The following is a 19,328-nucleotide window of genomic DNA, read 5'->3' as shown; positions in this document are numbered from 1 at the left end:
CTTCGACCAATGTCGGCAGACTAGCCCAAGTGCGGCGCGGCGGCAAGGCAAGCCGGGCAATGCCGTTCCTCGCGCGCCGGGCCGGTTTTACTTTGCCCGCCCCTCGTGTATACGACCTCAATGCGTTACTATCCCCTGCTTCTCGACCTGCATGGCCGCGCCTGCCTGGTGGTGGGCGCGGGGGGCGTGGGGCGCCGCAAGCTGGCATCGCTGCTGGACTGCGGCCCGGCCCGCGTGCTGGTGCTGGATGCCAACCCGGAAGCGCCTTCTGACCCGGAACTGGCCCCCCTGCTGGGCCACCCCGCCGTGCGCTTCGAGGCGCGGCCCTTTGCCCCCGCCGACGTGGACGGCTGCGCCCTGGCCTTCGCGGCCACGGGCAGCCGCGCCGTCAACGCCGCCGTGGCCGATGCCTGCCGCCAGCGCAACGTGCCCTGCAACGTGGCCGACGCCCCGGACGAGGGAGCGTTCATCGTGCCCGCCCATTTCGCCTGCGGCGACCTGACGGTGGCCCTTTCCACCGGGGGGCACAGCCCGGCCCTTGCCCGGCGCATCCGCATGGACCTGCAAGCCTGGTTCGGCGCCCGGTACGACGGCATCACCGTACTGCTGGGCCGCCTGCGGCCGCTCGTTCTTGCGCTTGGGCACGAGACAGGGCAGAATACGGCGCTGTTCCGCGCCATCGTGGAATCGCCGCTCATCGACGCACTGGCCGCGCGCGACCGCGCCGGGGCCGAACGCATCCTGACCGAACTGCTGCCCGCGGAACTGCATCCGCGCATCGTGGAGTTGCTGCATGAGCTCGCTTGAGCTGCTTTCCATCGCCATCATCATGCTCTACGTGCTCGGCACGGTGTGCATAGCCGTGGGCCTGCTGGCCCGGCGCGACAGGCTGAAGCGCCTTTCGCACTGGCTGACCGTGGCGGGCTTTGTCCTGCACACGCTGATGCTGGGGCTGTCCATGCAGGGGCAGACCTGGCAGATACTGGAAAAAGCCTACTATTTCCGCATGCTCTCATGGAGCCTGCTGCTGATCTATTTCTTTGTCTGGTGGCGGCTGCGGCTGGAATTCCTGGGGCTTACCGCTTCGCCGGTGGCGCTGGTGTTCTACGTCTCGTCGTTCATGCTGGCCGACGTGCAGAGCAAGCTGCCGCCCGCCATGTCCGGCCTGTTCTTCGGGCTGCACATCGGCACGCTGTTCCTCAGCTTCAGCCTGATGACCATGGCTTGCGGGGCCGGGCTGCTGTTCCTGTACATGGACCGCAAGCTGAAGCACAAAACGCGTCTTTCCGGCTTCGACCGCGACCTGCCCGCGCTTTCCGCCTTCGACAGGGTGAACCACCTCGCGGTGATGGCGGGTTTTCCCCTGTTCACGCTGGGCATGGTTTCCGGCTTCGTGTGGGCGCGCATTGCCTGGGGCAAGGTACTGTCGTGGGACCCCAAGGAAATCGTCTCGCTGGTGGTGTGGTGCATGTTCGCCGTGCTGTTCCACCAGCGGCTGGCGCTGGGCTGGCGGGGCCGCAAGACCGCCGTCATGGCCATCTGGATCTTCGCGGTATGCGTGTTCTCGCTGCTGGGGGTCAACTTCCTGATGACCACGCACCACAGCTTCAACCCGCAATAACGGCCGCACCCCGCAGGAACCATGACCCGCAACCCGGAGCAGGCGGCGCCCGCCACGCACCCAGCGGACCACAAGACGCACCCCGCGAAGCACAGAGTTCACATGGATCAGGAAATCTATCTCATCGGTCTCAACCACCGCACCGCCAGCGTTGAAGTGCGAGAACGGTTCGCCCTCACCGACTGTACCGTCCTTGAGCAAGGGGTGGTGCCCACTGGCGACGACATTTCCGAAGTGGTCATCCTGTCCACCTGCAACCGCGTGGAGATCATGGCCGTGGGCAACGGCCCCGGCGTGCCCCAGCGCGTGCTGGACTGCTGGGCCGCCGCGCGTGGGCAGCAGCGTGGCGACCTGGAACCCTTCGTCTACGTGCACAAAGGCATCGACGCGGTGCGCCACCTGTTCAGCGTGGCCTCCAGCCTCGATTCCATGGTGGTGGGCGAACCGCAAATCCTTGGCCAGCTCAAGGACGCCTACCGCAAGGCCGTGGGCCGCAGCGCCACCCGGGTGGTGCTGAACCGCCTGCTGCACAAGGCCTTTTCCGTTGCCAAACGGGTGCGCACCGAAACCGCAGTGGCCTCCAGCGCCGTGTCCATCAGCTACGCGGCCGTGGAACTGGCCAAGCGCATCTTTGGCGAAATGTCGCAGTACAAGGCCATGCTCATCGGCGCGGGCGAAATGGCGGAACTTGCGGCAACCCACCTGCTGAATTCCGGCATCCGCGAGATCATGGTGGCCAACCGCACCTTCGAACGCGGCCTGCAACTGGCAAAGCAGTTCAAGGGCGAGGCGGTGCTGTTCCAGGACCTGTCCGTGCGGCTGTCAGAGGCGGACATCATCATCAGCTCCACCGGCGCGCACGAGCCGATCATCCGAGCACGGGACATCAAGGACGTGCTGAAGCGCCGCAAGAACCGGCCCATGTTCTTCATCGACATCGCCGTGCCGCGCGACATCGACCCCGATGTCAACAACCTGGACAACGTCTACCTGTACGACATCGACGACCTGAAAGAGGTGGTCGAGGAAAACATGGCCCAGCGCCGCGACGAGGCGGCCAAGGCCCGCTCCATCGTGGAAGAGGAGGCGGGCAACTTCGCCAAATGGCTGAAGTCGCTCGATCTGCAACCCACCATCGTGGACCTGTTGCGGCGCAGCGAACGCATTGCCCAGGACGAACTGGCCCGCACCCTGAAGCGCATCGGCCCGGTGGACGACGCCACCCGCGAGGCGTTGCAGGCCATGCTGTGCGCCATCGTCAAGAAGGTGAACCACGAGCCCATCACCTTCCTGAAACGCCGCTTCGACGAGGAAGAGGCCGGAACCCGGTACATCGACATCACCCGCCGCATGTTCAACCTGGACTGCGACGACGTGCCCGAAGACGCCCACAGCGACCGCAAGCACCCGCAGCCGCGCGACGACGCATAAGAGACCCCATGCGCACCTACTGCATCGACGACCTGACCACCGAAGACATTGCCGCCGTACGCGCGCGGCTGAACGAAATGGACCTTGGCGGTGGCATGAACGGCCTGTACTGGCTGCCCGTACCCCAGCAACATCTTACCCCCGTGCAGGTGGACCACGGCGACAGCTGCGGCCCGTTCTGTCTGGCGCTGGAAACCGACGAGGGCGCCCTGCGCATGGAACTGCTGGTGCGGGCGCGCGGCATGCTGCGCTGCGAATGCATCGCCTACGCCTCGCCCGAACTGCGGGCCCACATGATCGACTATCTGGACGGCCTGCTGGCGGACCTTGGCATAGCGGTGTAACGCCGGGCAGGCGGTACGCCGTCACCTGTCCGCAATGCGGCCCGGCACCATCCAGTCGCCCCCCGCTCTCGACGTCCTCGACGTTCTCGACGTCCTTGCCGTTTTGTCGATCCCGGCACCGTGTCCCGCGCGCATCCGCCAGAGGTGACAGGCGGCGGACCATCACGGCGTGACGTGTACTGTCCGCACGCAGCCATTCCCGATACCTTTCCGGCCTTCCCGCCCCGGGCCTTTGCGCCGGGTGTTCCCCTTTTCGTCCGCAGGCCAGCCATGCCCCACTCCGAAATCCCGCACGCATCCCCTGCCCTCGCGCCCCGCCCGCTGCTGCCGCAGCGGCTGCCGCTGCGCTTGCAGGACCTGCCGCCCCCTGCGGCGCGGTTCTGCCTGCGCGTGGGCGACTTCCTGAGCGGGGAGTTGGCGCGTGGGACAACGCACGGCAAGGGCTTTCCCGCGTCCGGGCGATCTGATGCGATTGCGGAAACGCAGCCGTCCCCCAATGCCGATCTTTCGCTGGTGGTGGGGGTTTCCGGCGGGGCCGACTCGCTGTGTCTGCTGCTGGTCCTGCGCTGGCTGGCCCCCCGGCTTGGGCTGCGCCTGCATGCCGCCGTGCTGGACCATGGCCTGCGCCGGGAATCGGCGGACGAAGCCCGCGCCGTGGCCGCGCTGTGCCGCCGTCTGGGCGTGCCCTGCCGCGCGGAACGGATCGACGTGGCCGGGCATGCGGCGCAGGAGCGTTGCGGCCTTGAAGACGCTGGGCGGCGCGCCCGGTACGCCTTCTTCGAGTCGGAACGGCAGCGCACCGGGGCGGACTGGATCTGCACCGCCCACCAGGCGGACGACCTGTGCGAGGACGTACTGTTGCGACTGGTACGGGGCACTGGCTGGCCCGGTCTGGGGGGCATGCCCGCCATGGACCCGGCACGGCGCATCCTGCGGCCCCTGCTGACCACGGAACGCCGCGACATCGACGCATTTCTGGCGGAGCTTGCCGTGCGGCCCGTGCGCGACCCCTCCAACGCCGATCCCGCCTACCGCCGCAACCGGCTGCGCCATCAGGTGCTGCCCCTGCTGCGCGCGGAAAACCCGGCCCTGGGCGAGGCCGTGCGTTCACTGTGGGAACTGGCCCGCTGTGATGCCGACTACTGGACCCGACAACTCGACGGGCTGGAAGAAGCGTGGCCACAGCACACCTCGCCCCCAGACGTGGGGCCAGACGTGCTGCCAGACGTGGTGCCAGACGTGCTGCCAGACGCGCCGCCCCCCGTGCCGCCAGACCTCCCGCTCCGCAACGCCCCCCCTCATGACACCGCGCAGCCGAGCCTTATTGACCGGTCCGCCGCCATGCCGGAAAAAACACCAGACCTGCCCCCCCACGCGGTTCCGGATGGATATGCCCCCGCGCCAGCCGCGTCCGCGCCGCAACGCATCGCCCTGCCCGCCCGCACCCTGCGCGGCCTGCACCGCGCGGCCCGCCTGCGCCTGTACAAACGCATGCTGGACAGGCTGGGGCCGGGCCAACCGCTGGCCGCCAGCCTGATGGACCTGGATGCGGCATGGCAGGCCGGGCATGGCGGGGCCTGCGTGCAGTTTCCCGGCGGCAAGACGGCGCGGGTGGTTCCCGTGTCCGGCGGCATCGGCGCCAGCGACGACAGCGGCGGCAGGGAAGGCGCCGGGGGCATAGAGTTTCGCGCCTGCGCACCCATGCCTTCCTTGCCCGAACAGGGGTAGTCGCCTTTCCGTAGCCCGGCTGCGGTGTGGCGGCTTTTCACAAGGGATATTTCCAGCGCCAGCCTGCCTCCAGGACAGGCCCTGCCCTTTCCGGAACCCCGCCCTGCGGCCCGCCTGCCAGCCTCCCTGCCCCGCATCCATCCGCACGAACCAGCGTCCATCCGCACGAACCAGCGTCCATCCGCACGAACCAGCAACCCTGCCGCGCCAGATCGGAAAAAGGGAAGGGGCCTGTTCCGTCCATTTTGCCCCGTGCAATCCTTCTGCATTTCGCGTATTTCTCACGAGCTTGCGGGGGCATTGATTGACAGATGGGCGGCCTTCGCGGTATCCCTCGTGAAAATTATTACAAGGAGGTTCGGGGTGAATATCCTCATCTTCGGTCCCAATGGTAGCGGCAAGGGCACCCAGGGGGCGCTCGTCAAGAAGAAGTACGATCTTGCCCACATCGAATCGGGCGCCATCTTCCGCCAGCACATCGGCGGCGGCACCGAACTCGGCAAGAAGGCCAAGGAATACATCGACCGTGGCGACCTGGTGCCCGACGACATCACCATCCCCATGGTGCTGGAAACCCTGAAGGGCGCCGGCCCCAACGGCTGGCTGCTCGACGGCTTTCCGCGCAACATGGTGCAGGCCCAGAAGCTGTGGGACGCCTTGCAGGCCGAAGGTCTGAAGCTGGATTACGTCATCGAGATCCTGCTGCCCCGCGAAGTGGCCAAGAACCGCATCATGGGCCGCCGCCTCTGCAAGAACGACAACAACCACCCGAACAACATCTTCATCGACGCCATCAAGCCTACCGGCGACGTGTGCCGGGTGTGTGGCGGCAGCCTGTCCGCCCGTGCCGACGACCAGGATGAAGGCGCCATCGGCAAGCGCCACGACATCTACTACAACACCGTGGATGGCACCCTGGCCGCCGCGTACTTCTACAAGGATCTCGCCGCCAAGGGCGTGACCAAGTTCATCGAGCTCGACGGTGAAGGCTCCATCGACTCCATCAAGGAAACCCTGCTGAAGCAGCTGGTCTAGCCGGTTTCCCCCTCGTCCGAATGCACAGCGCCCCGACCACAAGGCCGGGGCGCTTTTGCGTCGTGTGAAGAGCGTACGGCATCAACGAGCAGAGCCGGGGCGAATGCCCCATTGTTCGCGTCACCCAACGGGGCTTGGACCGGCCCCCCTTCTCCCCTGCGGCTTTCGATCGCGGACTGAAGCCGGGCATTCTTCCGTTGGCACAACGCGAAAAGCCCGCCGGACGAATCCGGCGGGCTGACGCGCGAAAGGAAAGGCGGGACTACTCGACGGAGCCCACGGCCTTGGTCAGGCGGGAAATCTTGCGGGCCGCCTTTTTCCAGTGGATGACGCCCTTGCCGGCGGCCTTGTCGAGCACCGACATGGCATCGGTCAGGGCCTGGGCGGCGGTGTCCTTGTCCTTCTGCAGGACGGCGGCACGCACGGCCTTCACCACGTTCTTGATTCTGGTCTTGGCGGCGCGGTTACGCGCGGCGCGCTTCAGGCTCTGCTTGTGCCGCTTGATGGCAGACTTGTGGTTAGCCAAGGTAACTCCTCCGAATGGCTTCGCAATATATGTTCAGTTAAATTCTGGGCTGGAACACGGGGAACCAGTCAATACCCGCATGGCAGGGGCTTGTCAAGCCCGCGCCGCCGCATTCCGCGCCATTGGCCGAATTCCGATGCATTTCGAAAAACGGCGCGCAATCTGGAAGCCGGAGCACCGGCCCCGGCTCCCTGCCCCTGTCAGGGGCAAACTACATCTGCAACGCGCCGAAGTCGGCCAGACGGCCCAGCCGCAGCGTCAGCGCCTTCAGCAGGTTCAGGCGGTTGGCGCGCACGGTTGCATCGTCGCACATGACCATCACGCCGTCGAAGAAGGCGTCCACCGCCGGGCGCAACTCGCCCAGCAGGCCGAACAGGCTGGCGAAGTCGTCCGCCGCCCACAGGGCGTCGAAACGCGGGGCAACCTCTTCCAGCCGGGCGGCCAGGGCCTTTTCCGCATCTTCGGTCAGCAGGGCGTGGCTGTACGCGCCGTCAAGCACGGCTCCGCCCTCCTGCCCCTGCTTGCGGATGATGTTGGCCGCGCGCTTGAAGGTCAGCACCGCGCTGGCGAAGTCGTCGCGGCGGCTGAAGTCGGACAGCGCGGCCAGACGCGCCCCGGCGGCGCGCACGTCCATTCCAGCGCCCTCGGGCGTGTCGGCGGCCAGGGCCGCCTCCACCAGCAGGGTTTCATGTCCGGCGGCCATGAAATGGTTCTTGAGCCGGGCCATGAAGAACTCTTCCAGCTTACCCAGCGCTTCCGCCGGGGCCAGCTTCCACGCGCGTTCGCCGTACAGGGCCAACGCCGTGCGGAACAGTGCGCGCATGTCGAGGCGCAGGCCGTGCTCCAGCACGATGCGGGCGATGCCCAGGGCGCAGCGGCGCAGGGCATACGGGTCGGCCGCGCCGGTGGGAATCATGCCCAGCCCGAAGCACCCGGCCATGGTATCCGCCTTGTCGGCAATGGACAGCAGTGCCCCCGTCAGGGTGGAGGGCACCGGGCTGTCCGGCCCGGCGGGCAGGTACTGTTCCGCCAGGGCGGCGGCCACGGTTTCCGGCTCGCCCATGCGGCGGGCGTAGATGCCGCCCATGATGCCTTGCAGGGTGTCGAACTCACCCACCATTTCGGACACCAGATCGGCCTTGGACAGGCGACCGGCGCGGGCGCAGGCCGCTTCGTCGGCAACGCCACAGGCTTTGGCCAGCCAGGCGCACAGCTTTTCGAGACGGCGGGTCTTGTCGCCCATGGAGCCCAGCGGCCCCAGGAAGATCACGTTGTCCAGTTCGGCCAGCCAGGCGTCGAAGCTGGAGGCAAGGTCGGTCTTCCAGAAGAAGCGGCCGTCCTCCAGCCGGGCGCGCAGCACGCGCTCCCAGCCCTTCTTGACCAGTGCGGTATCCAGCGGAGTGAGGTTCAGCACGGTGAGGAAGTGCGGCAGCAGCGCGCCGTCCGGCCCTTCCACGCCAAAGCTCTTCTGGTGGCTTTCCATGCTGGTCAGCAGCACTTGGCGCGGCAATTCCAGGAACGAGGGGTCGATGTCGCCCAGAAGCGGCACCGGATGCTCGGCAAGGCCCTGCACTTCGTCCAGCAGGCTTTCCTTCCACAGGATGCGCCCGCCAGCCGTTTCGGCGGCGGCGTTGCCGCCCGCCAGGATCATGGCGCGGCGTTCCGCCGGGTCGGGCGTTACGCCGCCCTTTTCGGTGACCACGTTCAGGTAGTCGTCCGCAGATTTCACAACCAGCGGACCGGCACCGTGGATGCGATGCCCCCAGGTGACCCCGCCGGAAACCACGCCGCCCACCTCGAAGGGCACCACCCCGTCGTCGAACAACGCCAGCAGCCAGCGCAGCGGGCGACCGAAGGTGAACTCGCCGCTGCCCCAGCGCATGCGCTTGGGGAACGGCAACGCGGCCACGATGGCCGGGCAGGCGGCGGCGATGAGGTCCGCCGACATGGCCCCGCCGGTGCGCTTGCGCACGGCGATGTATTCGCCCTTGTCCGTGGTCTGGGTAAAGATGTCGGCCATGTCCACGCCCTGGGTGCGGGCAAAGCCTTCCGCCGCCTTGGTGGGCTTGCCTTCGGCATCGAAGGCCACGCGCACCGGCGGGCCGGGCACCACTTCTTCCGATTCGCGCTGCACGGGGTTGATGCCCTCGATGAGCACGGCGGCGCGGCGGGGGGTGGTCAGCACCCGGATGGATTCATGCTCCACCCCGTCGTCATCCAGCGCGCGGGCGAAGCGTTCCGCAAGTTCCCGTTCCAGGCCGGGCAGGAAGCGGGAGGGCAGTTCCTCGAAACCTATTTCAAGCACGAATTGCGACATGCTCACGTCCTTCCTTCTTGTTCCTGAGCTTCGTGGTCAGGTCCAGGGGCCACTTCATAATTAGGATTTTCGTTCGTTGGCAAGGAAAACAAGCCTGCCATGAGGGAGTATACTCTTCTCGTATTCGACCGACATGGCAGGTGAAGTTTGACGACGCCAACGGACGAAAGGACAATTCTGAAGTGGCTCCTAGCGGGCGGCGGCCAACATGGGATAGCCAAGCTCCTCGCGCTGCGCGGCATACAGCCGCGCCACGGCAGAGGCCAGGGCACGCACGCGGCCTATGTAGCCGGTACGTTCGGTGATGGAGATGGCCCCGCGCGCGTCAAGCAGGTTGAAGGTGTGCGAGCACTTCAGGCAGTAGTCGTAGGCGGGCCACAGCAGCCCTTCGTCGCACAGCCGCTTGCATTCGGCTTCGGAGGCGTTGAACAGGTCCAGCAGCATCCTGGGGTTGCTGGCCTCGAAGTTGTACTTCGACTGTTCCACCTCGTTCTGGTGATAGATGTTCCCGTAGGTCACCCGGTCGTTCCACGAAAGGTCGTAGACCGATTCCTTGCCTTGCAGGTACATGCACAGCCGTTCGAGCCCGTAGGTGATTTCCACGCTGGTAGGGGCAAGGTCTATGCCGCCCACCTGCTGGAAGTAGGTGAACTGGGTCACTTCCATGCCGTTCAGCCACACTTCCCAGCCAAGGCCCCAGGCGCCCAGGGTGGGCGATTCCCAGTCGTCTTCCACGAAGCGGATGTCGTGGGCGGCCGGGTCGATGCCGAGGGCGCGCAGGCTGTCGAGATACAGCTCTTGCACGTTGTCGGGCGAGGGCTTCAGGATGACCTGAAACTGGAAGTAGTGCTGGAGCCGGTTGGGGTTTTCGCCGTAGCGACCATCGGTGGGGCGGCGCGAGGGCTCCACGTAGGCCACGTTCCACGGTTCCGGCCCGATGACGCGCAGGAAGGTCGAGGGGTTGAAGGTACCGGCCCCGCACTCCACGTCGATGGGCTGCATGATCACGCAGCCCCGCTTGGCCCAGAAATTCTGCAAGGTGAGGATGACGTCCTGAAAATGCATGCTGTACCCCTGATTATCCTGACTTGACCTGACTGTTGCCGTTGGTGGCCGGACTAACCGACTCGCCCGACTCGGCTGATTCGGCCCATCCGGCTCGTCCGGCCCATCCGGCTCGTCCAGTTCGTCCGGCTCGCGGCCCCGCGCTACAGGCGGCGGAACCGCCCGTTGTCCCACGCAAGGCCGATGTGAAACTGTATGAAGCCTTCCACCGCGCGGGTGCACTGCCGCCGCACGGTGGCCCTGTTCCTTGTGTCGGCCGGGGACTGCGCGCCGACCGAGTCGACCGCGCCGACCGCGTCGGGCCTGTCGAATCTGTCGAATCTGTCGGGCCTGTCGGCCTGCATGGCAACACCGGTTGTTGCCGGCGCGGCGGGCCGCTGCGGTTCGGGTGCAACCACGCCATGCGCCGCCCCGGAAATTTCCCGCGACCAGGGCGCGCCATCGCTGGCCCGGTCGTCAAAGCCCCAGTCCTCGCTGCCCCGGTTCGCAACGCCCCTGTCACCGCCGCCAGGCACAGGCCCGAACGGATCGCTCTCGAACACCGCGCTGCCGTTCCACAGGGGGCGGCGCGGTGCGTCCAGAGGCGCCAACGGCGTGGACGCGAGGGCCTCCCGCCCCTGACCGGCGCCGGGCGTGACATCGTCCGGCGGGGCACTGCCCGCCAGAACACTGTCCGGCAAACGGCACAAACAGTCGTCCAGCGATCCATGCCCGCCATGTCCGAAGGCCAGACCCGACAGGCTGCCAGGAAAACGCCCGTCCATGAACCGCGCAGACGCCCCGCCCGCGAAACCGTTGCGGGTGGAATCGGCACGGGGGGTCATGTCCGGCGGGGGCAGGTCGTATTCCGCCCCGAACGCATCGGGCGTGTCCGGCTTGGGCGTGTCCGGCTTGGGCGCTTCGGATTCGGGCACGTTCCCGTGCGGCATCGCCCGGGAAAGACCCTGCTCCTGCGGCACGCCGTCCATCCCCGGTGCCGGTGGCAGCACGCCCGGCCACAGAAGCGGCGAATTCTCCTGCACAAAGCGCAACACGTCAAGCGCTTCGCGCTCCACCCGCACGCGCGGCCCCGGCAGGGGGGCGCAGGCATCGCACTGGACCGCACCCTCCTGCACCAGAAAGGCCGCACCGGCAACATGGGTCAAGTCCGCGCCGCAGGTGGCGCAACTGTCCAGACGCGGGGCGTAGCCCTGCTCCGCCGCCAGACGCAGCCGGAACAACACCGGCAGCATGTCGGGCACGGGGCCGCCGCCTTCCAGCAATTCCAGCACATCCTCGACCAGTTGATGCGTGGCCGCCGCACCTTCCGGGCCGCAGCCCAGGGCTTCGAGAAATTTCAAGCAGTTCACCGCCACGCCAAAGCGCGGCCAGTCGCGGCGCAGGCGATCGGGCCCGCGCAGCAGGGTGCCTTCCTGAAGGGACAGGTACTGCCCGCCCCGCGTGGACTTGACCCGCAAGAGTGATCGATTGAACAGGTCGAGGCAACCGCAGAACCGCTTGCGGCTGCGGCAGCCGCCAAAGGCGAAGGCGGTGAGCAGGCCGCGCGTCGGAGACAGGAAGCGGACCCAAAGGTCCGCCTCCCTGAACCGTCCGGTGCGGACGATCAGTACCTGTTCCGAAAACTCCATGGCTGCCCTGCCCTTGCGGGCGTTGTTGCGACGGCGTGGTCAGCGCCCCGGCCTGTCGCCAGGGCCGCAGCACCTACTGCGCCTGCGGTGGAAACACCAGCGTCCGCACCTGGCCCGAATCGCCGGGCGCGGGCTGCTCCTGCCCGTTGTAGCGGATGCGTACCCCGCCCGCGTTGCCGAGCTTGAGCGTGAGGCGCTTGGAAAATGTCAGCGCGAAGGTCTGCCCCTTGTGCAGCGAAAACTGGCGCACGTCGGAATCATCCGCGCTGGAATGCACCCAGCAATCAGCCAGGGCAATGACCACGATGCGATGCGTGCCGCCCGCCAGCATGGAGCCGTCGGTATCCGCCCCGCCCGTGGCGCCTGCCTCGCTGTCGAACACGCCGCCCTGCGGGCCACCCACGGCAGCGGCAGGCACTGCGGGATTGGCCGGGGCGGGCTGTGTTGCAGGCTGGGCCGGAGCCGGTACGTCAGCCTGTGCGGCGGGTGCCGGTGCCGGTGCGGCGGAAGACACCGCCGGGACCGTGGCGTTGCGCGCGGGCTGCACTGCGGGAAGCGTTGCCGGTGCGGTTCCATTGACAGCGGTTCCGTTGACGGACGGGGCCGCGGCGGGAACCGTGGCATTGGTGGCATTGACGGCAGTGGTTGCCGGGGCGGCATCGGATGCGGGCACCGCGTCCTGCGCCGGTGCATTCTGGCCTTCGGCCTGCTGGGCAGGTTGCGCCCCCATCGAGGACTGGGGGGGCTGGGGAGCCTGGGCGGGCTGGGCCACCTTGGGCATGTCCGCCTCGCGCGCGGACTGCTGGCGATAGTACCAGCCACCGCCAAGGGCAGCCAGCAGCGCCAGCACGACCAGCGCCACCACCACCGGGGACAGGCTGGAGCGCCCGCGCGTCTGTGGCTGGGCCATGACAGTTTCCGGCATCGGGTCTCCGGGCACCTCGAAGGGATAGACCTCGTCCACGGCGCGCATGAGCAGGTCGTTGTCCACGCCCAGCAGCAATGCATAGGACTTGATGAAGCCCCGTGCGTACACGGCATGCGGCAGCTGGTCCTGCTCGCCGTCTTCTATGGAGCGCAGCACGCGGGCGGAAACCTTGATCCGGATCGCCACGTCGTCGATGTCGAGGCCTTTTGCCTCGCGTGCCTCGCGCAGGGCGATGCCGAGTTCCTTGAGTGCCATCTCCTCTCCTTGGCTGGATCAACCTGCCGCAACGTGCCCCGGCCGGGCCGCACGCACCGGCCGGAAACGTCACGGGACCTAGATGCGGATATCGATCACGGCCTTGTCGTGCAATTGCTTGGTATATTCGGTGAAGCGCTCTTGCAGCTTGGGTTCGCGCAGGATGTTCTCGATCTCGGGGGTGGCTTCCTCCACCGACTGCGAGCGACCCGTAGAAACTTCCACCAGCTTGAGCATGGCCTTGCGGCCTTCCACCAGCATGACCTTGCTCGCCTCGCCAGCCTTCAGGCCGTCCAGGGCTTCCTTCCAGGCCGGGGCAAGGTCGGTCCACTTCAGGGTGCCGATGTTGCCCCCGGCGGCAGGATTGGGGCCGATGGAATCGGTGGCGGCCAGCTGCTCGAAGGTCGTCTGGCCGGTGCGCACCTTGCTGGCCAGCGCCTCGGCGTCGGCGGTGGGGGCGAAGATGATCAGGCCAAGGCGCACCGTGCGGTCCGTGACGAACTGCGACTTGTGCGCCTCGTAGTACTTCTTCACATCTTCCTGGGTGATCACGATCTTGCGGGCGATCATGAGGGTCAGCAGGCGGTGACGCAGAATGCCCTTGCGCACGCGGTCGCGCATGACATCCATGGACAGGCCCTGCTGCATCAACTGGCGCTCGAATTCCTGCTGCGAAAGCTGGCTGCGCTGCACGAACTTGCGCAGTTCGTTTTCCACTTCGCTGTCCTGCACGGTGATCTTCCAGCGCTCCGCCTCCTGGTTCATCAGGATGTCGGAAATCATGGAATCGAGCACCTGCAGGTGCACCTTGCGCACCGCCTCCTGCTGGGCGGGGTTGTTGCGGTCAAGGCCAAGGCGCATCAATTCGGGGGTGGCCTGGGCCTGCACGTCGAAGAAGGTTATCATTTCGCCGTTGACCACGGCAGCGATCTTGTTGATCTGTTCGGCCCGGGGTGCCACGACAGCCACGGCGGCCAGGCAGACGAGGCAGACAAGGCAGACGGGGGCGGCAAGGCGGAGGGTGCGGAGCAGCGGACGCAAGGGGCACTCCTGTTTGGTGGTTGGAGACGACCGGAATCGGTACCGACGCGGGGTTGCCATGGGGCCGCGAAGGCGGACGGACACACGTATGCAGCCGGCCTGATACAGCCCTGCCAGATCAGCCAGGCCAGATCAGCCTGCCCGGTGTGACCGGACACGCGTGGTCGGCATGGGCAAGCACGGCTGGTTCAACCATGGCACGCCCGGCATGTAATACCTTTTTCCCGTTTATGCAATCAACTGCAACAATTCGTATTATTTCGTCTTTGTCGTGCGTTGCGTACCGTTTGCCGGTGCTGCCCGCGTCCCCTTGCCGTCTTCGGCGGGGGGCGGCGCATCCAGCTCCGATCCAGGGGCAACCCCGTCCATGGGTTCACCCTCGTCCAACGGCTCCTGCTGCATGGACCGCACATCCGGCATGCCGGTGGCGTTGCCGCCGTCGGCGGGTACTTCGACCTTGGCGGCGCCGCGCGCCTCGGGCAGTAGGTGCGCGGATACCCTGATCCGTGCGGTGCGCAATTCCGCATCTATCCAGCGGGCGTAGGCCTCGTCCATCTTGCGTTCCAGCAGCACCCGCTCGACCAATGGGTACGCGTGGGAAAGCTCCAGTTGTTTCTCGGCAATCTCGCCCACCAGCAAAAACGACTGGTAGCCCCATTCCCCCTGCTTCACCACGGAGGCCTGCCGGGGCGCCAGCCCCGCCAGTTCCTTGCTCCACAGGGCGGGCAGGCGGTCGCGGCGCATCTTCACCTCGCGCACGGTCACGGTAGGCTGGGCGGCTTCCACGTCGGCGGGTTTCGCCCCACCCAGCGACAGGGCGCGGGCCTTGTCCACGGCGGCCTTGTCCGGTCCGGCCACCACCAGGAACTGCACCCGGCGCGGCAGCCGGTAGTCCAGCCGATGCGCGGCGTAGTAGGCTTCCACCTCTTCAAGGGGGATGCTGATGGTGGGCCGCAGGATGAGACGCATGAACTTCTGCATGGCGATGCGGGCGCGCAGGCGCGAACGCCACAGGTCAAGGTCTATGTACTCCTCCACCAGCGACTTTTCGAATTCGCCCGCCGGGTAGTCGCCGCGCACCTCCGCCTCGGCATCGGCCACGTCCGCGTCGGTGACGGAGATGTTTTCCCGCGCCAGCGCCTGGGCCACCAGTTCCTGCACGATAAGGTCGGACAGCACGCCGCCATACTGGGCCTGCAACTGTTCCACAGAGGGGGCATGCCCCGACCAGCTCATGCTGCTCATGTCGTGCACCGCCTCCAGCGTGCGCAGCATGATGGGCCGGTCGTTGACCGTGGCCACCACGCCTTCGGGCAGGGATGCTTCACCACAGCCGGACAACGACAGCGCCAGCAGCGCGGCGCCCAGCAGCAGGACGACCCGCGCGCCACGGAGCAGGCGGCTGCCCGAACGAAAACGCGGCGGCATGCAGGAAGACGGGGACGGTGAAGGAACCATGGGCAGCGCTGCTCTCCGGTTGCGTGACGGGACGGAACAGAATCCGGGCGGCCTAGGCCTGTTGCGTGTCGGACGCGGGGTCATACACCGGGCCGGGCACGACGGCAGGCATGGCGGCCAGCCCTGCCAATTCGGTACGGATGGTATCCAGCCGCGCGCCAAGGTCGCCTTCCGCCTCGGCGGCGGAACCGGGCACCGGCGCCATGCGCACTTCCAGCGTGGCCGGGGGCAACAGGCGCGCCCTGCCCTGCCGTGCCCCCACCCACGCCACAAGCCGTTCCGGCGCGATGACGGTCTGGCGTTCGTCCCAGACCAACCGCAACCGCTCGGGGTGAATGTCGGCCCGCACGACCTGCAAGGTCGCCAGAAAACGCTTCAGCACCAGCACGGCCAGAAAGTTGCGCAGCTCCGGCGGGCAGGGGCCGAAGCGGTCGCGCAGTTCCATTTCCACGTCCTGCAACGTGGCGGCATCCGGCGCGGACGACAGGGCCTTGTAGAACTTCAGCCGTTCGCGGGCATCGCCAATGTACGTTTCGGGGATGTGTGCGGCAAGCCCGATGTTCAGTTCCGGCTCCACCGAGTCGCGCGGGGGGTCGCCCTTCAGGCGGGCCACTTCCTCTTCCAGCATCTCCAGATACAGGTCGAGGCCCAGGCGGGTCATGTGGCCGGACTGCACCTCGCCCAGGATGTTCCCGGCACCGCGCAGCCGCAGGTCTTCCATGGCCACCTGGAACCCGGCGCCCAGATAGTCCAGTTCCAGAATGATGCGCATGCGCTGGCGGGCCAGTTCCGGCAGGCGATCGGCGTCGGACACCACGAACACGGCGTAGGCCTGCCGGTCGGACCGGCCCACGCGCCCGCGCAACTGGTACAGCTGCCCCAGCCCGAACATCTGGGCCTGGTCCACGATAAGGGTGTTGGCGCGGGGAAAGTCCAGGCCCGATTCCACGATGGCCGTGCACACCAGCACGTCCAGTTCGCCGTGCCAGAACTTGTGCATGGTGTCTTCCAGCTCGCGCTCGCCCATCTGGCCGTGGGCCATGCCCACCCGTGCCGCAGGAACCAGCCCGCGCACGAATTCCGCCACCCGCTCCAGCCCCTGCACGCGGTTGTGCACCCAGAACACCTGCCCTTCGCGGGCTATTTCGCGCTCCAGAATCTGGCGCAGGGCGTTCTGGTCGCGCTCGATGAGCGCGGTGGCCACGGGCTTGCGTTCCGGCGGCGCGGTTTCGATGACCGACAGCTCGCGAATGCCCGACATGGACAGTTGCAAGGTGCGCGGAATGGGCGTGGCGGTCAGGGTCAGGGCGTCCACGTTCTTGCGGAACTTCTTCAGCTTTTCCTTGTGGCGCACGCCGAAGCGCTGTTCCTCGTCCAGCACCAGCAGGCCCAGGTTGGGCAGTTGCACGTCGTCGGAGAGCAGGCGGTGGGTGCCGATGAGAATGTCGATCTGCCCGCGCGCGGCCGATTGCAGCACTTCCTTCTGCTTCTGGCGCGAAACGAAGCGGCTCAGCATGCCCACGTTGACCGGGAACCCGGCCAGACGGCTGCGGAAGGTCTGGTAGTGCTGCTCGGCCAGCACCGTGGTGGGACACAGCAGGGCCACCTGACGGCCTTCGGCGGCGGCGCGGAAGGCCGCGCGCAGGGCCACCTCGGTCTTGCCGAAGCCCACGTCGCCACAGACAAGGCGGTCCATGGGTTCCGGCTTTTCCATGTCGTCCAGCACGTCCTGGATGGCCCGGGCCTGGTCCGGGGTTTCCTCGAAGCCGAAGGACGCCTCGAACTCGCGGTACAGCTCGCCCAGCGGGCCATAGCGGTAGCCCTTGGCCACCTTGCGGTAGGCGTACATCTCGACGAGGTCGGCGGCGATCTTTTCGATGGCCTTGCGGGCCTTGTCCTTGCTGGCCCGCCAGCCGGAACCGCCCAGCTTGTCCAGCGAGGGCGCGGCATCGTCACCGCTGCCCTTGAACCGCTGGATGAGCGACAGCCGGTCCACAGGAAGGTACAGCCGGTCCTCGCCCGCGTATTCCAGCAGCAAAAAATCGTTGGCCACCCCGCCCAGGTCCATGCGGTGCAGCCCGCCAAAGCGCCCCACGCCGTAGTCGCGGTGCACCAGCAGGTCACCCGGCGAAAGGTCGTCGTAGCGGTCCAGCCCCAGAAAGGCCCCGGTGGGCACGCGGGGCTGGCGGTCGGCCTTGGGTTGCAGCACGTCCTCGCCGATGACCAGCACGTTGTCCCACGCAAGGTCGATGCCCGCGCGGAACGGGGCCACCAGCGCGTACAGGCCCCTGTCTGTCGGGGAATAGCGCAGGGCCGGGCGCACGCCGTCCTGTTCCGCCAGCTTCAGGAACTTGCGGCGGCTGCGGTCGCTGGCGAAGCTGAGCACCACCTGGCGCCGTTCCGAGGTCCACTGGCGCAGGGCCGTCACCAGCCGCTGCCACGGTCTGTCTTCATCAACAGGTACGGCGGGGGTGGCGGCGAACAGGTCGCGGAAGGCATGCAGCCGCCGTTCCGGCAGGTCCACGCCGGTGCGCTCCACGCCCATGACCAGCCGCTCGAAGTGAGCCACGGACCGACCACGCCAGGCGGATTCCGCCTCGTCCGCGTCGCGCAGCACGAGGGTGCGCGGCTGGCGCAAGCGGTGCTCGTCGTACTGGCGGTCCAGCAGGGCTTCCCAGTTGGTGCGGGCAGCCTCCAGCGCAGTGGACAGATCGGCCCGGTCGGGCAGCAGCCACACGGCATCGCGCGGCAGCCAGTCTTCCATCCAGGTGGCGTTCTCGTACCAGGCACCGGGCAGAAGGCCGGTGACCTCGCCCTCGGCCATGCGGGACAGGGCGGCGGCCTGCTCGCCGTCGATAACGCCATCCTTGCGCAACTGCTTCCAGCGGCGGGCGGCGGCCTCGCGGTATTCGCGGCTGCCCACCACGGGGGCCACGGGCAGCAGCCGGAACTCATCCAGGCTGGCCAGCGAGCGCTGTGTGGTGGCATCGAACAGCCGAATGTCCTCCAGCGTATCGCCAAAGAATTCCAGGCGCAGCGGCTTTTCGTAACCGGGGGGAAAGATGTCCAGGATGTCGCCGCGCCGGGACGCCTCGCCGGGGCGGCTGACCATCTGGGCCCGCTCGAAACCCCAGTCGATGGCCTGGTCCAGCACCAGCTCGGGCGACATGTCCTCGCCACGGGCCAGCCGCAGTTCGTGATGCTCGAAAATGTCCACCGGCGGCAGCTTGGGCAGCAGGTTGTCCACGGAAATGATGATTCCGCGCGGATGCTCGCGGCGGCTGAGGGCGTACAGGCTGGCCATGCGCGCGGCCCATGCGCCGCGCCCGCGCGTGCCCGCCGGGTGCTGCGGAAAGACGATCCACTGCGCGTCCCAGCGGGCCTGTGTCACCGCCGGGTCCGCGCCGGAAAGCTCGGGCGAGAACAGTGTGGTCAGGGCGCGGGCCTCGGCCAGTTCGGCGGCATCGCGCACCAGCATGACCACGTCGCGCCCGGCGCGCATCAGGGCCAGGGCCAGGCGGGCGGCCCCGCCCATGCCGCTGCGCGCCACCTCGATGCGCAAGGCCTCGGCCAGCGCGTGCACCCCGCCGGAATGGCTTCCGCCGATGGTGGGTATGGCAAGGCCGGACGCGGCCAGCCGGGACGTCAGTTGCTCGAAATTCACGGTGCCTCCGGGCCCGCGCGTCCGGCACCCGGCACGCCCTGACGGGGTGCGGTGAAGGCGCGGGGCGCAGGTGAACGGCAAAAGGCCGCTTCGCCCCTTTTGCGACGCGGCGCGGGCACGGGGGAAGACGGCGTGGTTGTCGTGTGGCGCGCACGGCATGTGCCGTGCGCAGGGCGGGACCTTACCCGGTTCGGCCATGCGGCGCAATGGCCCGGAGTCTGTCTGGCTTCGGGCTGGCCCCTGTCCGAACCGGCAGCATTCCGACGGCTTCCGCAAGGCCCCGGGGG

13 protein-coding genes and 2 pseudogenes are annotated in these 19,328 nt (G+C 67.5%); 6 read left to right on the top strand and 9 right to left on the bottom strand.

Features of this window, described 5'->3' with window-relative positions:
- Window positions 1-120 precede the first annotated feature (120 nt).
- The 6 genes from ABWO17_RS05095 to ABWO17_RS05070 all read left to right on the top strand — a co-directional run bounded on the left by ABWO17_RS05095 (window position 121) and on the right by ABWO17_RS05070 (window position 6,159).
- Window positions 121-807 (top strand): precorrin-2 dehydrogenase/sirohydrochlorin ferrochelatase family protein, encoded by a 687-nt coding sequence (locus ABWO17_RS05095; protein ID WP_353116486.1) that lies wholly within the window; start codon window positions 121-123, stop codon window positions 805-807.
- Window positions 794-1,621 (top strand): cytochrome C assembly family protein, encoded by an 828-nt coding sequence (locus ABWO17_RS05090; protein WP_353116485.1) that lies wholly within the window; start codon window positions 794-796, stop codon window positions 1,619-1,621. Before ABWO17_RS05095 ends, ABWO17_RS05090 begins: the two co-directional genes overlap by 14 nt.
- Before the next feature lie 102 nt (window positions 1,622-1,723).
- The gene (gene hemA, locus ABWO17_RS05085) at window positions 1,724-3,052 is read left to right on the top strand and encodes a glutamyl-tRNA reductase (protein ID WP_353116484.1); all 1,329 of its coding nucleotides are present in this window, start codon (window positions 1,724-1,726) and stop codon (window positions 3,050-3,052) included.
- Window positions 3,053-3,060: 8 nt separating this feature from the next.
- Entirely contained in the window at window positions 3,061-3,396 is a 336-nt protein-coding gene (locus tag ABWO17_RS05080) for a hypothetical protein (protein ID WP_353116483.1), read from the top strand.
- Between the two features lie 270 nt (window positions 3,397-3,666).
- On the top strand, window positions 3,667-5,124 hold the full coding sequence (tilS, locus tag ABWO17_RS05075) for a tRNA lysidine(34) synthetase TilS (protein WP_353116482.1): 1,458 nt from the start codon (window positions 3,667-3,669) through the stop codon (window positions 5,122-5,124).
- A gap of 363 nt (window positions 5,125-5,487) precedes the next feature.
- On the top strand, window positions 5,488-6,159 hold the full coding sequence (locus ABWO17_RS05070; protein ID WP_353116481.1) for an adenylate kinase: 672 nt from the start codon (window positions 5,488-5,490) through the stop codon (window positions 6,157-6,159).
- A 262-nt stretch (window positions 6,160-6,421) separates the two neighbouring features.
- On the opposite strand, the gene rpsT is transcribed toward ABWO17_RS05070, so the two are convergent.
- The 9 genes and pseudogenes from rpsT to mfd all read right to left on the bottom strand — a co-directional run bounded on the left by rpsT (window position 6,422) and on the right by mfd (window position 19,041).
- Window positions 6,422-6,685 (bottom strand): 30S ribosomal protein S20, encoded by a 264-nt coding sequence (rpsT, locus tag ABWO17_RS05065; RefSeq protein ID WP_353116480.1) that lies wholly within the window; start codon window positions 6,683-6,685, stop codon window positions 6,422-6,424.
- 211 nt (window positions 6,686-6,896) lie between these two features.
- Window positions 6,897-9,002 carry a glycine--tRNA ligase subunit beta gene (glyS, locus tag ABWO17_RS05060; protein ID WP_353116479.1) on the bottom strand — a complete coding sequence of 702 codons (2,106 nt, stop codon included), beginning with the start codon at window positions 9,000-9,002 and terminating at the stop codon, window positions 6,897-6,899.
- A 189-nt stretch (window positions 9,003-9,191) separates the two neighbouring features.
- Window positions 9,192-10,067, bottom strand: coding sequence for a glycine--tRNA ligase subunit alpha (glyQ, locus tag ABWO17_RS05055; RefSeq protein WP_353116478.1), 876 nt, complete (start codon window positions 10,065-10,067; stop codon window positions 9,192-9,194).
- 143 nt (window positions 10,068-10,210) lie between these two features.
- A pseudogene (locus ABWO17_RS05050) lies at window positions 10,211-10,303 on the bottom strand (DNA repair protein RecO); the annotation flags it as partial.
- A gap of 759 nt (window positions 10,304-11,062) precedes the next feature.
- A pseudogene (gene recO / locus ABWO17_RS05045) lies at window positions 11,063-11,695 on the bottom strand (DNA repair protein RecO); the annotation flags it as partial.
- 73 nt (window positions 11,696-11,768) lie between these two features.
- Window positions 11,769-12,878 carry a helix-turn-helix domain-containing protein gene (locus ABWO17_RS05040; protein ID WP_353116477.1) on the bottom strand — a complete coding sequence of 370 codons (1,110 nt, stop codon included), beginning with the start codon at window positions 12,876-12,878 and terminating at the stop codon, window positions 11,769-11,771.
- A 78-nt stretch (window positions 12,879-12,956) separates the two neighbouring features.
- Window positions 12,957-13,919, bottom strand: a complete 963-nt coding sequence (locus ABWO17_RS05035; RefSeq protein WP_353116476.1) for a SurA N-terminal domain-containing protein — start codon at window positions 13,917-13,919, stop codon at window positions 12,957-12,959.
- A 255-nt stretch (window positions 13,920-14,174) separates the two neighbouring features.
- The gene (locus ABWO17_RS05030) at window positions 14,175-15,377 is read right to left on the bottom strand and encodes a peptidylprolyl isomerase (protein ID WP_353116475.1); all 1,203 of its coding nucleotides are present in this window, start codon (window positions 15,375-15,377) and stop codon (window positions 14,175-14,177) included.
- A 52-nt stretch (window positions 15,378-15,429) separates the two neighbouring features.
- Complete coding sequence (mfd, locus tag ABWO17_RS05025) at window positions 15,430-19,041, bottom strand: transcription-repair coupling factor (protein WP_353116474.1); 3,612 nt, start codon at window positions 19,039-19,041, stop codon at window positions 15,430-15,432.
- Between the last annotated feature and the right edge of the window lie 287 nt (window positions 19,042-19,328).

The sequence above is a fragment of the Nitratidesulfovibrio sp. genome, assembly GCF_040373385.1.
In the GTDB taxonomy this organism is placed as follows: Bacteria; Desulfobacterota; Desulfovibrionia; order Desulfovibrionales; family Desulfovibrionaceae; genus Cupidesulfovibrio.
This window is presented reverse-complemented; position numbering and strand designations above follow the sequence as displayed.